Below are 13,602 nucleotides of genomic sequence, written 5' to 3' on the forward strand. Positions count from 1 at the left end.
CCAGTGGTTAGCCCGGGGTTAAACCTGCGGGCTATCCCTGCACGATCGTGAGCTCCGACAGGCGGATCTCACCGGCCTCGTCCGTCGCGGCGAGGTCCACCACACCTTCCAGCGCCCAGCCGTGGTCGCCTTCCGGATCGTCGATGATCTGACGGACGAACCAGCTTCCGGCCTCGGAGCCGGTGCCTCGCTTGATGAGGATGTTCTTATTTGACCGCGCGGCGGCGTCCACACCAACATCCGCATACTCGTCGAAGTAGTCGTCCATCGCGGCGGGCCAGTCCGGCGGCGAGTCCAGGTATTCGTCCATCTCCGCAAGCTCGCGCTCTTTTTCGAAGGCGAAGAGCTCCACGTGGCGGAAGAAGTAGTTGCGTACCATGCGGGTCAGAGCCTGCGGGTTGGCGGACAGCAGGTTCGTATCCTCCACCCCATAGGCGTGCTCGGCGACCTGATCCTCGGTCAGCGGGGCATCCGGGTCGGCCATCTGCACCCACTCGTCGATGAGGGAGGAATCGACCTGGCGGATCAGTTCGCCCAGCCACACGAGGATGTCGTCAAACTCCTCGGAGCGGTAGCTCTCCGGCACCGAGTGCTCCAGCGTGCGGTAAGCGTCCGTCAGGTAGCGCAGCACCACGCCCTCGGAGCGGCCGAGCCCGTAGGTGGACACGAAGTCGGAGAAGGTCATGGCCTTTTCCACCATGTCACGCACGATGGATTTCGGGCTGATCTGGAAGTCCCGGGCCCACGGGTTTCCCTCGCAGAAGGTGTCGTATGCCTGGTCTAGCTCGTCGGCCAGCGGCATGGGCCAGGTGATGTCTTCGACGATGGCCATGCGTTCGGTGTAATCGACGCCCTCTGCCTTTAGCGCCGCGATCTCCTCACCCCGCTCCGCTTTCTGCTGGGCTATAAGCACTTGTCGGGGATCCTCTAGCACGGCCTCAAACGTCGAGATGACGTCCAGGGCGAAGGTTTCGGACTCCGGATCCAGCAGCTCCAGGGCGGCCAAAGCGAAGGGGGAGAGCGGCTGGTTCAGCGCGAAGTCGCGGCTTAAGTCCGCGGTCAGGCGTGCATCCTTGCCGCTGGGCGTATCGGCCGCATACTCCTCGACAACGTCGGCGTTGATAAGCCCGCGATACAGCTCGATCGTTCGCAGGATGGCCTTGTTCTGCTTCGATCGCGTGTCGTGGTTGGTGCGCAACAGGTGCTTGAGCGACTCAAAGGTCCACTGGTCGCGGGCGACCACGTTCAGCAGCATCGAGTTGCTCATGCGGAATTGGCTGGTCAGCTCCTCCGGCTCCGCGTGGGTGAGCCGCTCGTAGGTCGACTCGCTCCAGGTCGCCTGGCCTTCCGGCGCCGAACGCTTGCGCAGCTTCTTGATTTTCTTCGGGTCGCTTCCCGCGCGCTGACGGAGGCGGAAGTTTTCGATCTCGTGTTCCGGGGCTTGGACCACGACGGTGCCTTCCGTGTCGTAGCCCGCTCGGCCCGCACGTCCAGCGATCTGGTGGAACTCCCGGGACTTCAGCACGCGGTGCTTCACCCCGTCGTACTTCGTAAGCCCCGTCATCAGTACGGTGCGGATCGGCACGTTGATGCCCACGCCCAGGGTGTCGGTGCCGCAGATGATCTTCAGCAAGCCCTTCTGGGATAGCCGCTCGACCAAGCGACGATACTTCGGCAACAGACCCGCGTGGTGCACGCCGATGCCCTTACGCAGCAGGCGGGAAAGGGTCTTGCCGAAGGCGGAGGTGAAGCGGAAGTCGCCGATCTCCTCGGCGATGGCGGCCTTTGCCTCGTCGTTCACCAGCTTCATGCTGGTCAAGGCCTGGGCACGCTCGATGGCTTCGCGCTGGGTGAAGTGGACTATGTAGATCGGCGACTTGCCGTCGCTGATCAGCTCTTCCACCGTCTCGTGGACGGGGGTGTAGACGTAGTGAAAGTCCAGCGGCACGGGCCGGGTGGTGCCCGTCACCAGGGTGGTCTGCCGGCCCGTGCGCTCAGTGAGGTCATCCTCCAGCCACTTCGTATCGCCCAGGGTGGCGCTCATCAAAAGAAACTGCGCATTGGGGAGTTCCAGCAGCGGAACCTGCCAGGCCCAGCCGCGATCCGGCTCGGAGTAGTAGTGAAACTCGTCCATCACTACCTGGTCGATCTTCGCCTTCGCACCATCGCGCAGGGCAATGTTGGCAACGATTTCGGCGGTGGCGCAGATGATCGGTGCCCCACCATTCACTGTGGCGTCACCAGTCATCATCCCGACATTCTCCGGGCCGAAGGTTTGGCAAAGGTCGAAGAACTTCTCGCTCACCAGGGCCTTGATCGGCGCGGTGTAGAAGCTGCGCTGCTTGCGTGCCATGGCGATAAAGTGCGCGGCGATGGCGACCATGGACTTGCCCGAGCCGGTGGGGGTGGCCAGAATGACGTTGTCTTGGGCGACCAGCGCGGTGGCCGACTCCTCTTGGGCGGGGTAGAGGCTAATGCCGCGGTCGCGCGTCCAGCCGAGGAAGGATTCCAGAATTGCGTCGTCGATTAGCGACTCTGGAACCTCGTCCAGGTCCGGAAGTAGTTCTGCTAGTTCGGCGGCAATACCCACTGTTTTCTAGTTATCCTCTTGCTCGTCGGAGTCAGCGCGGTTCTCGTCGGACATGTTCTGCAGGAACGCCTCGAACTCCGCGCCCAGCTCTTCGCCGGTTGGGATGTCCTGGCCCGGCTTCAGCAGGTTGTTCTCTCGCTTGCGACGCATGCGTTCCATCTCTGCGTCGTATTGGTGCTCGAGGGCGCTGACGACCGTGGCGATCTCCTGGGAGTCCTCCACCTGGTCCTGCAGCTGGTGCTGCACCCGCTCCAGTTCCTTCTCCAGCGCCTTCAGCGGCAGGTCGCGGTCCGCGACTTCCCCGAAGGCCTGCAGTAGGCGCAGCGTCGCCTCCGGGTAGTCCGAGGCCGCAATGTAGTGCGGTACGTGGGCGGTCAGCCCGATCGTCTCGAACCCGTGGCGGTTCAGCTTCTTCTCCGTCTCCAGCGCGGCCGCGCCCGGGACGATCATCCGGGAGTCCCAGGTGTGGAAGTCCTGGATCAGCGAGGAATCCGAAGCGTGCGCGGAGATCACCAGCGGCCTGGTGTGCGGCACCGTCATCGGCGCTGAGTATAGGGAGGCAACCATGCCTACTTGGCCACGCCGGGCCAGGTCCACCACGGCATCGCTAAACGCGCCCCACTTCAGATCCGGCTCGAGTCCACTGAGCAGCAGGAATGGGCGACCCTGCGTGTCCTTCACAAGGTGCAGGTCCAGGCGCACATCGTCGCTATCCACAACCTTGGAGTTATCGATGGTCACACCGGGCCGGCGGGAGCGGTAATCGATCAGCTCGTCTACCTTGAACGAGGCCACTGGGCTGTGTTCCAGGGCGGCTAGCAGGTGGGAGCTGGCGCTGGAAACGGCCTGTCCCGCGTCGGCATAGCCCTGCAGCGCGACCAGCATCGGTAGCTCTTCGGCGCCGTCCTCAGCGCCGCCAAGCCCCGCGGTAGCGTCCGCAATGGAGGGGCGGTCGAACTGGATCGGAGCCGGGTATTCCATCTCGTACATCCGACCCGCGGCCTTGCGCTCGTGGCGACCATTCATAGTTTCGCTCTCCCTTCCGGCGGAACCCTTGTCCAACCAAGCACTGTCTGCCAAGCCTATCAGGCAGTTCGGACAACCTAGCCCGAGACGGCGCGTATTTCGAACAGCTAGAAAGCTGTATTCACAGTTTTGAGTTATCCACAGGTCCCTGGGGCAACGCCTAGTCCAGCGGCCTCCGCGGCCGCGTCGAAAATTTTTCTCGGCGAGTATCTGCGGTATGAGCAACTCACCAGAACACAACGATCAGAACGCACAATCTATTCCCGCGCCCGCCACCTCCGCTACGCCAGCTCCCTCGGTTCACCTCGGGGCCGACAAAGGAAAGCTCATTGCGGCCATTCCGTCGCTGTTGGGCTTCCCGCCCGTCGATTCGATGGTCATCATCGGCCTCGTCGCCTCCACCGAACCCACCGAACCGATCAACACCGGCACTACCGGCCCCGCCCCGCTGCCAGAGAACCACCGCCGTTTCCGCATCGGCCCCGTCCTACGCTGCGACCTTATCCCCGCCGCTGTGACCGAAGCGGCTCGCGGTCTCATCAATATTCTTTGTGACGCCCCAGCGGCAGAGGCCATCATCCTCACCATCGGCGACATGGATGATCGCCTGCGTGCCTGTGTAGCCTCCGCCATCAAGCAGCTTCAGGACGGATGTGTGGAAGTTCAGTCGGCATTGGAGGTGTCGCGAATTGCGACGGGGGAGGCATGGACTGACGTGTTGGACGGCGAGACGGGCACTGTCGCCAGCGTGGAAACCAACGAGCTGGCGGACATCAGCGCACTCAGTGGTGCGCGCCGCATGGGCGACAGAGAGGAAATGGAACGCTGGCTAGATCCCGCGAACATCGCAGCACCGGATTGGATGTTGCAGGATCGCGGGGAAGCCACGACGGTCGACCTGATCCAGGTACTAGTCGGGGTGGCTGCCGTGGCGGAAGGCCAGCGAGTGCTGGAGGAGGAGTGCGAAGACGAGTACCTGATCGATAGCCTCGCCGCGATCTGCTGCGACGAATTTCTGCACACGGTAGTTATCGCATGGTCGCTCGGTGTAAACAGCGCCATCCTGCGGGAGATGTTGGCAAGTACCGCGCGGCGGACGACGGGATCGGTGCGACGACGGGTGATGTTGATTCTGGCACTGGTGGCGTCGGCTAACGACGAAGGAGTGCTGGCCTACCACACGCTTACGCGCCTGCTGGAGGAGCTCGAGGCGGACCTCTACACCGAGGATGCGTGCGCGAAGCTGGATCTGTTGGAGCACGCCGACGATCCGGCTGCGCTGGCTGCCGACCCCGAAGCAGCGCTGGAAGACATTTTGCGTGGCGTGGAGGATGCCGATGAGTCCGATATGCAGCCACAGCTCAGTGCCTTGGATGAGTTCACCGCGGACATCGCGATCGCGGCGCTGGACGCGCACCAGAGGGGCAAGATCAAGCTGCTGCTGTCCAAGGCCGTGCGCGCGGCATGTACGGTCATGGCGAATGTGCAGATGGATCTGGACGCGGCGGAGGATCCAGATGATCCGCGAAAGCAGGGTGAGCCGGGAGACCCGGGAGCGTCAGAGGGACCCGGTTGGGTTCCGGAGCGCAGCTACATCACAGTCCGGGAGTATGCCGGACTTGATCTCGCCTGGGAGTACGAGCGCCTACTGCAGACCGTGGACTGGGATGCGGTTAACGCTGTGCGGAATGCAACCTATCACCCAGTTGTCCGCTAAACGCCCAGGCATCCGAAATGATCGTATGCAGGTCGGAGCGGGTCGGGTTCCAACCGAGCTCGGCCTTCGCCTTGGCGGAGGAGGCGATGAGGGTGGCGGGGTCGCCTGCACGGCGCGGGGATTCCACGGCCGGAATCGGGTGGCCAGTTACCTCGCGGCAGGTGTCGATCACCTGGCGTACGCTAAAACCATCACCGGAGCCGAGATTGAAGATGCGGTGCTGGCCGGCAGCGTTAGAGGCCGCGGCTAGCAGGTGTGCGTCCGCCAAATCCCGAATGTGAATGTAATCGCGCACCGCAGTCCCGTCAGCGGTGGGGTAGTCGGTGCCGAAGATGGAGATGTGCTCCCGGTGGCCGAGGGCTACCTGCAGCACCAGCGGAATCAGGTGCGTCTCTACCTTGTGGTTTTCCCCAATGTCGCCGTACGCGCCGGCGACGTTGAAGTAGCGCAGGGAAGTCGCGGCCAGCCCGTAAGCGTTGGCATAGGAGGTGATCATGTGGTCGATCGCCAGCTTGGATGCGCCATAGGGGTTGGTGGGGGCGGTGGGCATATCCTCTGTAATCGGAACCTGCTCGGGTTCCCCGTAGGTAGCGGCGGTGGAGGAGAACACGAGGTTCTGCACTCCGTGCTCGCGCATCTGATCCAGCAGGTACAAGCTGGTTCCCACGTTGTGGTGCCAGTAGATGTCCGGCTTTTCCACCGACTCGCCGACCAAAGAGCGGGCGGCGAAGTGCATCACGGCGGCAACGTCACCGGCTGCGAAGACGTCGGAAATGACGTCGCGGATGTCACCCTGAACAAAGGTAGCGCCCTCTGGCACGGCGTAGTCGTTGCCGGTGGACAGGTCGTCGACGACCGTCACGCGGAAGCCGTGTTCCAGCAGCACGCTGGCACACACGCTGCCGACATATCCGGCACCGCCGGTGACGACAATGTGGGAGGAAGGGGATAGGGCAGAAGAGGAAAGATCGATGCTACTCACATGCCCCACGCTACCGCACTGATTAGCTAACCTTCTCCACTCGCACGGCGTGGCCGAGTTCTTCCGGAATTACCATGGCGCCGTTGTCGTTGCTGAACTCCAGGCCGTCCTCGGTGGCAACCAGGCTCACAACGCTGCCCGGGCGCATGTCAAGCGCATGGAACTTAGCCATCAGCTTGTACTCGACCTGGATGATTTCGTTGATGCTGAGGATCTTCACCTGGATCGGCTCCGACGGCTCAATGTCGGAGGCGCGCTGCGAGGTTCCCTCCTGCAGGGCGTTAACCTTCTCCAGCATCTCCGCGCGCTCGGCCTCCGGGATGCCCTCCACCAGCTCGTCCAGCCCCGGGATCGGGTTGCCGAAAGGAGAGGTGGCGTATTCGCTGAGCACCTTTACCAGTTGGACCTCGACCTCGTCGCCCATGACGTGTTCCCAACGGCAAGCCTCGTCGTGCACCTTTTCCCACGGCAGGCCGATCACGTCGGTAAGCAGGCGCTCTGCCAAGCGGTGCTTTCGCATCACGGCGGTGGCCAGTGCGCGCCCCTGCGCGCTGAGCTTTAGGGAGCGATCCTTCTCGACGGTCAGAAGTTCGTCGCGCTCCATGCGGGCGACGGTCTGGCTCACGGTCGGACCGGACTGGTCGAGCCTCTCGGCGATACGGGCGCGCAGCGGTGGGATGCCCTCTTCTTCCAACTCGTAAATCGTTCGGAGATACATCTCAGTGGTATCGACGAGATCCCTCACGTGCGCTACGCCCTTTCTGTGCTTGTTGACTTCTCACGATTATAGCCCCGTCCACATTGGGAGCGGGGCAGAAGTGTAGGTACTGGTTCTACAGCGGGGTTAAACCGCGTACTCGCGCAGCTTGTCCGCCCGGTCGCCTTCGCGCAGCTTCGCCATGACCTCGCGTTCGATCTGGCGGACGCGCTCGCGGGACAGCCCGAAGCGACGGCCGATCTGGTCCAGCGTGCGGGGCATCCCGTCATCCAGGCCGTAGCGTAGCTTGATCACGTCCTGCTCGCGCTCCTCCAAGGTGCCCAGGACTGCGCGCACATCGGAGTGGCGCAGGGAAGCAACCACGGCGGTTTCCGCGTCAGTCGCCTCGGAATCTTCGATGAAGTCGCCCAGCGGGGCTTCCTCGTCGCTGCCGACTGGCATGTCCAGGCTCACCGGATCTCGGGACTGCTTCAGCAGCATCTCGATCTTGGACTCCTCGATGCCGGACTCCTCCGACAGCTCTTCGTTCGTGGCTTCGCGGCCCAGCTGCTGGTACATCTCCCGCTTGATGCGGGACAGCTTGTTGACCTGCTCGACGAGGTGGACGGGAAGGCGGATGGTGCGGGACTGGTCGGCCATGCCACGGGTGATGGCCTGGCGAATCCACCAGGTCGCGTAGGTGGAGAACTTAAAGCCCTTGGTGTAGTCGAACTTTTCCATCGCGCGGATCAGGCCCAGGTTGCCCTCCTGGATGAGATCCAGCAGCGGCATTCCGCGGCCGGTGTAGCGCTTCGCTAGGGAGACGACCAGGCGCAGGTTTGCCTCCAGCAGGTGGCTGCGGGCTGCCTTGCCCTCGCGGGCGAGAACCTTCAGGTCGCGCTTCTTTGCGCGGGTTAGCTTCTCGGCGTTGGCCAGCAGGTACTCGGAGTACAGGCCTACTTCGATCCGCTTCGACAGTTCGACTTCGTCCTCGGCGGTCAGCAGCGCGGTCTTGCCGATGCCGTTGAGGTAAACGCGAACCAAGTCCGCCGACGGGTTCTCGTTGTTTCCGCGCCGCCGACCCTTGTCTTCCTTTTTATCGCTATCGTCGGCCGAACCGCCGTTGCCCTTACCGCTGTTGATGCCGTTGTACTCGTCATCAATCATGGAGTTTTTCATAGTGCTGGTGTGCCTCCCGTGGCTCGATAGCGCTCAAGCTCTTCAAGATTTTTCTCGTTTTGTGCCGAAGCTCTAAGGGGTTAACGGACATCTTCGATGAATTGTTCCCCACCCACCCCCTAGGAGGGAACCGTGCTTACCCCCGCAATAGGGTTTAGCGTCGCGTTTCGCCGCAGATGCGGTCGCTAATATGCCCTTCTAACTGGCGAAATGCGGGTCGGTGCGGGCCGGTCTACGTTTCTACCAGCACGGTGAACGGCCCCTCGTTTACGCTAGAGACCTTCATCATGGCTCCGAATCGGCCTGTTTCTACAACTATTCCCCGCTGGCGCAGTAGTTCGGCGATGCGGTCGAACACCGGTTGCGCGGCCTCGCCCGGTGCCGCGTTCGCCCAGGAAGGTCGCCGCCCCTTCTTCGTCTCGCCCATGAGCGTGAACTGGCTGACCAGCAGCACCTGTCCGCCTACCTCCTCAACCGAGTGATTGCGCGGGCTATCCCATGGCTCGCCAGCAGCGGGCAGTAAGCGCAGTTCGGCGATCTTCCGCGCCATCTTTTCCACAGCCGCCTCTGCCACGCTCTCGTCTGCAATGTCGGCCACGCCGATGCCGACGAGCGCCAGCAGAGCTGGGCCTTGTACCGATCCGACGACCTCGCCGTCCACGGTCACCTCTGCACTGCTGACTGTGCTCACTACTGCTTTCACCGTTGTTCTGCCTTCCTTCCAAAAAATTTTTCCGGGTTCTAGAGCATCCAGGTTCTAGAGGTTGCCTCTAGTACAGATCACGCAAATCTTCCGGCACGATCATTCCGTGCCGCACTAGGTCCACCGCGATCGGCACCAGTTGATCCACCAGCTCCTCGGCGCTGATCCCCAGCTCGTCGCCGTGCACCGCGTGATAGAACTCGGCCACGTCGCGCAGGTTTAGCCCCTCCCAGCTGAGCCCTGCCAGAATCGTTGCCAGCACACCGTCGACCTCGTGCGACCAGCCCGGGCCGTCGATGCGGGTTAGTCGCGCGCTCTCGTCGCCGAACCCCTGGTCGGTGGCGCTCGCTGTTTTTTCTAGTATGACGCCCCGTCCCAGCCGGTAGCGGCTCTCCGCCACCGCTGTGGCAGCGGAGCGGCCGGGAACCTCCAGCTGGTCGATCCACCGGCAGCGAGCGAACCACTGGGCGGCCTCCAGGCCGAGGTACGCCCCGGCCGGTAGCGCATGGTCGAGCGACTCGACGGTCAGCTCGGTGGCACCCTCGAACTTTTCAATGTGGATCCAGCCCAGGCCGATGCGGGTGATCTGGTGGCGGGCGAAGAAGTCCAGCCATTCCGTGGTTCGTAGTTGGCCCGCGGTGCTCCGGGGATCGATGCTTTCATCGCGCAGCCAGGTGGTCACGTAAGTGGCAACGTCCACCTCGTCGCGCTGCAAAACCCAGGCGCGGGCGCCCTCGTCGGGCAGCCAGCCGAGGATCCGTTCGGCGGCGGAGCTGGCAGCATTGCTGCCTTCCTCGCCGAGCGCCCAGCCGATCAGCAGGTGCGCGTGGCCTCCCGGCGCCAGGTGCTGAACTGATTGTTCGACCACTAGCTTGCTGGCTGCGTCGAGTGGCAGGCCGGAGTCGCGGTACACGTGCCCTTCTTCCGCATCCAGATCCACGGAAGGGCCGATGACGAAGGGAGGGTTGGCGACGATGACGTCGAAGGACTGAGCGCTAAAGGGCTCGAACCAGGAGCCCTGCACCCAGCTGACCAGCGGTGATTCCAGGCCTTGTGCAGCGGCGGCCACGCGGGCGTAATCCAGGGCGCGGGCGTGGATGTCGCTGCCAAAAATTTTTGGCGGCTCGGCTCCGGCGTTGGCGGCCAGCACCAATGCGAGTACGCCGGAGCCCGTGCCGAGATCCAGCACCCTTGCATCTGCAGGCAGCTGGGGGATGGAGTTGAGCAGTGACAGGGGAGCGTTGCCGACTCCGGGAACGTGGCCCGGGCCGGGAACGCGCTCTTCCAAGGAAGCGTCCGGATCCGACAGCACCAGCACCTCCGTGTCACCGTGAGCCGGGTGGTGGACAGGCCGGATGTCCAGGTTCAGGCGTAGCAATTCTGCACTGTCATCTGCGTCTTGCGCGGATTGCTGCTCCACGGGGATCAGCGCATTCTCCGCCACCAAGCCGGAGGTCACCTCGGCCCCGATGAGATCCCGGAAGAAGGCGGCAGGCTGGGGGCGTCGTAAATAGACAGCAGCGACGAGCTGGGCGGCCGCGGACCCGCGCCGCGACAGGTGCCATGTGGCGGCCGCGGGCGAACCCGATTGGGCGGCGGCCACTCCCTCCACGCCGAGCGCCTCCAAGATCAACACAGAGCCGTATCCTCGCTCGACTAGGGTGCGAACCAGCTGTTCAGTGGCTTTACCGGGCGTGCACAGGGGAAAGTCGGGCATTGAAGTTCCTTGATGAGTCAGTGCTAGTTGGGCGCTAGATCGGCGTTAGGAAGAGGACTGATCGGGGTTGTACTCGATGATCTCCGGGTGCGAGGAGTTGGATTCCAGCATGGGGCGGGAAGTCTCCCCGGCAAGAGCAGCGCGCTGGGCACGACGCTGCTCACGGACGAGGGCAGGCTTGTAGACCTTGTTCGTGGTCTCGTCCACCTGGCCGGATTCGTTGGCTAGCAGCACGGCGATCCAGGGCAGAGGCAGGCTTACCGCCGCCACGCACACCGCGAGGGCGGCGTTATGGGTGAGCAACATCACCAACGCGGCGAGGGCGAGGATGGGAATGCGCAGAAGCTGCAGCACGGCGTAAAGCCTGCGACGGTGGTGCCATCCCTGCAAACGCGAACTCTTGGCATCGGTGATAATTTCCACCTGTGAAGCTCGCTTGGTCCGGGATTCACCTCCCGTTTTCCTTTTTCGTGCATCAGCCATAGACCTAACGCTAGTACGCAGCTGGAAAACAAGCAGATTCAGGGGCATGATGGTGAACTGTGAGTAACCCAAGTACGACAACGATTGAGCGCCCCGAAGTCAACACGGATACGACGACGGATGACGATGTACCGAAGTTCTTCCACTACGTGAAGAAGGACCAGATCGTCGAATCCGCCGTGATGGGCAAGCTGGTCGTGGCTCTGTGCGGCGAGACCTTCCCTGTGCGCAAGCAGGCCAAGCCGGGATCGCCTGTCTGCCCGGATTGCGAGCAGATCTACAAGGGGCTGCGCAAGAAGTGAAGCACCTCCGCCTATGGCAGCAGGAGGCACTGAACAAGTACGTCGAGGCCAGCCCGAAGGACTTCCTGGCCGTGGCGACCCCGGGTGCGGGTAAGACGACTTTCGCCCTGACGATTGCACGGTTGCTACTGGATACCCGTGCAGTGGACCGGCTGGTTATCGTGGTGCCCACCGAACACCTGAAGGTGCAGTGGGCGCAGTCCGCCGCGGAGCGGGGAATCGCGCTTGACTCCGAGTTCACCAACTCCTCGCCGTTCAACAACGCCTACGACGGCGTGTGCGTGACCTATGCCCAGGTGGGCATGAAGCCTACGAAGCACTACCAGGTAGCCACCGCCAAGAAGGCGCTGGTGATCCTGGACGAGATCCACCACGCCGGCGACGCAAAGAGCTGGGGAGACGGCGTGCGCATGGCCTACGAGCACGTGGAACGCCGCCTCGCGCTGACGGGTACGCCCTTCCGCTCCGACGATTCCCAGATCCCCTTTGTGCGCTACGAAGCCGTGGAGGGCGCCGACGGCGCACTCGTGTCCTCCGCCGACTACACCTACGGCTACGCGGATGCGCTGAAGGACGGAGTCGTCCGCCCGGTGGTGTTCCTGGCCTATTCCGGCCAGGCACGCTGGCGCAACTCCGCCGGCGAGGAGTTTGAGGCACGCCTGGGCGAGCCGCTGAACGCAGAGCAGACCGCGCGGGCGTGGCGCACCGCGCTGGACCCCAAGGGCGACTGGATCCCCGCCGTACTCAATGCCGCGCAGACGCGCCTGCAGCAGCTGCGCGAGACCATTCCCGACGCGGGTGGCCTGGTGATCGCCACCGACAAGACCACGGCGCGCGCCTACGCGCGGATTCTGGAGCGGATCAGCAACACCCCGGTGACGGTGGTGCTCTCCGACGAGGCGGGGGCTTCCGAACGCATCAAGGAGTTCTCCGCCAGCACCGACGAGTGGATGGTGGCCGTGCGAATGGTCTCCGAGGGTGTGGACGTGCCGCGCTTGGCCGTGGGCGTGTACGCCACATCCTCTTCCACACCACTGTTCTTCGCTCAGGCCATCGGCCGTTTCGTGCGCTCCAGGCGGCCGGGGGAGTCGGCGTCAATCTTCCTCCCCAGTGTGTCCGTACTCCTCGAGTTAGCCTCCAAGATGGAGCAGCAGCGCAACCACGTGCTCGGCAAGCCCCACCGACAGAACGAAGGCTGGGACGACCAACTCCTACAACAAGCCAACCAGGAGCAAAACGAGCCGGAAGAGGACAAAGGCTACGAGTCCGTCGGCGCCGAGGCCGAGCTCGACAGTCTCATCTACGACGGTTCGACCTACGGCACGGCCACCTTGAGCGGGTCGGAGGAGGAGCAGGCATACCTTGGCCTACCCGGTCTTCTGGACGCCGAACAGATGCGTACGTTGCTGCGTCAGCGCCAAGCCGAGCAGTTGGACGCGCGGGCGAAGGAAGAGGAAGAGCGCCGCAAGCAGGAGAAGCAGAGGCCGGCCGAAGAGGGCAGTGGCGCGGACTTGCGCAATAAGCGCGTGGCCAGCGAGGAACTCCCGGCCCTGCGCAAGGAGTTGAACGCCCTGGTGTCTATGAAGTCCGCCCGCACCGGCAAACCGCATGGGCAGATTCACAACGATGCGCGGAGAAACTGCGGCGGGCCGTCCACGGCGCTGTGCACGGCACAGCAGCTACGCGACCGCATCGCTTACCTAAGAGACTGGTGAGGATGGATAAGGGGGACACCGGGAAAGTGGGGTAAGATACACCGCGGCAAGCAACGGCGGTGTATCGCCGGATGCCTAGAGGCAAGCGATCCCGGAGGGAAGGAAACGGCACGATGGCTCGAGAAGACTACATCGATCTGGATAAGTCCAACGCGCAGGAGGTCGAACTCCAGAAGATCGCGCCGCGCAAGGTCAGCGGGCTGAGCCTGGCCGCCCTGATCGTGGGCATCCTGTCTATCCCGGCGGCGATGTTCCCCCTGATCGGCATCGTGGTGGCAGCGGTGGCGATCCTGGTGGGAATCGCATCGGTGGTCATCGCGAACCGCCGGGGCACGCAGCGCAGTTACGCGATTATCGGACTGGTGCTGGGGGTATTGGCCATGGCTATCGCGATCTTCTTCACCCAGGTGGCCATGAAGAGCATGGAGGGTTGCGAGGATCTGCGTGGCACGGAGTTCTCCGACTGCGTGAAGAACAACCAGAACTAGTGC

12 protein-coding genes are annotated in these 13,602 nt (G+C 63.3%); 4 read left to right on the plus strand and 8 right to left on the minus strand.

What is annotated here, in order from left to right; translation table 11 throughout:
- Positions 1-31: 31 nt before the first annotated feature.
- Together MHX52_RS00195 and MHX52_RS00200 are read right to left on the minus strand one after the other, a co-directional pair.
- Positions 32-2,590, minus strand: a complete 2,559-nt coding sequence (locus MHX52_RS00195) for a DEAD/DEAH box helicase (protein ID WP_239315947.1) — start codon at positions 2,588-2,590, stop codon at positions 32-34.
- Between the two features lie 6 nt (positions 2,591-2,596).
- Positions 2,597-3,616: a PAC2 family protein gene (locus MHX52_RS00200; RefSeq protein ID WP_070487600.1), complete on the minus strand. Its 1,020-nt coding sequence runs from the start codon at positions 3,614-3,616 to the stop codon at positions 2,597-2,599.
- 217 nt (positions 3,617-3,833) lie between these two features.
- Here MHX52_RS00200 and MHX52_RS00205 point away from each other — a divergent pair, with 217 nt between their 5' ends.
- Positions 3,834-5,333: a DUF4192 domain-containing protein gene (locus MHX52_RS00205; RefSeq protein ID WP_080971967.1), complete on the plus strand. Its 1,500-nt coding sequence runs from the start codon at positions 3,834-3,836 to the stop codon at positions 5,331-5,333.
- On the opposite strand, the gene galE is transcribed toward MHX52_RS00205, so the two are convergent.
- From galE to MHX52_RS00235, 6 genes are all read right to left on the minus strand, one after another.
- Complete coding sequence (gene galE / locus MHX52_RS00210; RefSeq protein WP_192816638.1) at positions 5,290-6,324, minus strand: UDP-glucose 4-epimerase GalE; 1,035 nt, start codon at positions 6,322-6,324, stop codon at positions 5,290-5,292. The genes MHX52_RS00205 and galE overlap by 44 nt on opposite strands.
- A gap of 13 nt (positions 6,325-6,337) precedes the next feature.
- Positions 6,338-7,060: a metal-dependent transcriptional regulator gene (locus MHX52_RS00215; RefSeq protein ID WP_035003749.1), complete on the minus strand. Its 723-nt coding sequence runs from the start codon at positions 7,058-7,060 to the stop codon at positions 6,338-6,340.
- A 99-nt stretch (positions 7,061-7,159) separates the two neighbouring features.
- Positions 7,160-8,191, minus strand: coding sequence for an RNA polymerase sigma factor SigB (locus tag MHX52_RS00220; protein ID WP_035003751.1), 1,032 nt, complete (start codon positions 8,189-8,191; stop codon positions 7,160-7,162).
- A 232-nt stretch (positions 8,192-8,423) separates the two neighbouring features.
- A complete protein-coding gene (dtd, locus tag MHX52_RS00225) occupies positions 8,424-8,894 on the minus strand; it encodes a D-aminoacyl-tRNA deacylase (RefSeq protein ID WP_239315949.1) in 471 nt (156 codons plus the stop codon).
- A gap of 67 nt (positions 8,895-8,961) precedes the next feature.
- Positions 8,962-10,611 carry a methyltransferase gene (locus MHX52_RS00230; protein WP_239315951.1) on the minus strand — a complete coding sequence of 550 codons (1,650 nt, stop codon included), beginning with the start codon at positions 10,609-10,611 and terminating at the stop codon, positions 8,962-8,964.
- Between the two features lie 45 nt (positions 10,612-10,656).
- Positions 10,657-11,034: a DUF3099 domain-containing protein gene (locus tag MHX52_RS00235; protein ID WP_239315953.1), complete on the minus strand. Its 378-nt coding sequence runs from the start codon at positions 11,032-11,034 to the stop codon at positions 10,657-10,659.
- 119 nt (positions 11,035-11,153) lie between these two features.
- Here MHX52_RS00235 and MHX52_RS00240 point away from each other — a divergent pair, with 119 nt between their 5' ends.
- The 3 genes from MHX52_RS00240 (at position 11,154) to MHX52_RS00250 (ending at position 13,599) form a co-directional block, all read left to right on the plus strand.
- On the plus strand, positions 11,154-11,396 hold the full coding sequence (locus MHX52_RS00240) for a DUF3039 domain-containing protein (protein WP_005295046.1): 243 nt from the start codon (positions 11,154-11,156) through the stop codon (positions 11,394-11,396).
- Complete coding sequence (locus MHX52_RS00245; protein ID WP_035003754.1) at positions 11,393-13,111, plus strand: DEAD/DEAH box helicase; 1,719 nt, start codon at positions 11,393-11,395, stop codon at positions 13,109-13,111. The genes MHX52_RS00240 and MHX52_RS00245 overlap by 4 nt, the downstream gene beginning before the upstream one ends.
- A 113-nt stretch (positions 13,112-13,224) precedes the next feature.
- A complete protein-coding gene (locus tag MHX52_RS00250) occupies positions 13,225-13,599 on the plus strand; it encodes a DUF308 domain-containing protein (RefSeq protein ID WP_049050497.1) in 375 nt (124 codons plus the stop codon).
- Positions 13,600-13,602: the final 3 nt, after the last annotated feature.

The sequence above is a fragment of the Corynebacterium sp. ACRQJ genome (assembly GCF_022346045.1).
Taxonomy (GTDB): domain Bacteria; phylum Actinomycetota; class Actinomycetes; order Mycobacteriales; family Mycobacteriaceae; genus Corynebacterium; species Corynebacterium evansiae.

Coding starts and splice junctions, on each gene's coding strand:
- MHX52_RS00205 (WP_080971967.1), top strand. CDS start 3,834: ATGAGCAACTCACCAGAACACAACGATCAGAACGCACAATCTATTCCC.
- MHX52_RS00250 (WP_049050497.1), top strand. CDS start 13,225: ATGGCTCGAGAAGACTACATCGATCTGGATAAGTCCAACGCGCAGGAG.
- MHX52_RS00220 (WP_035003751.1), bottom strand. CDS start 8,191: ATGAAAAACTCCATGATTGATGACGAGTACAACGGCATCAACAGCGGT.
- MHX52_RS00230 (WP_239315951.1), bottom strand. CDS start 10,611: ATGCCCGACTTTCCCCTGTGCACGCCCGGTAAAGCCACTGAACAGCTG.
- MHX52_RS00200 (WP_070487600.1), bottom strand. CDS start 3,616: ATGAATGGTCGCCACGAGCGCAAGGCCGCGGGTCGGATGTACGAGATG.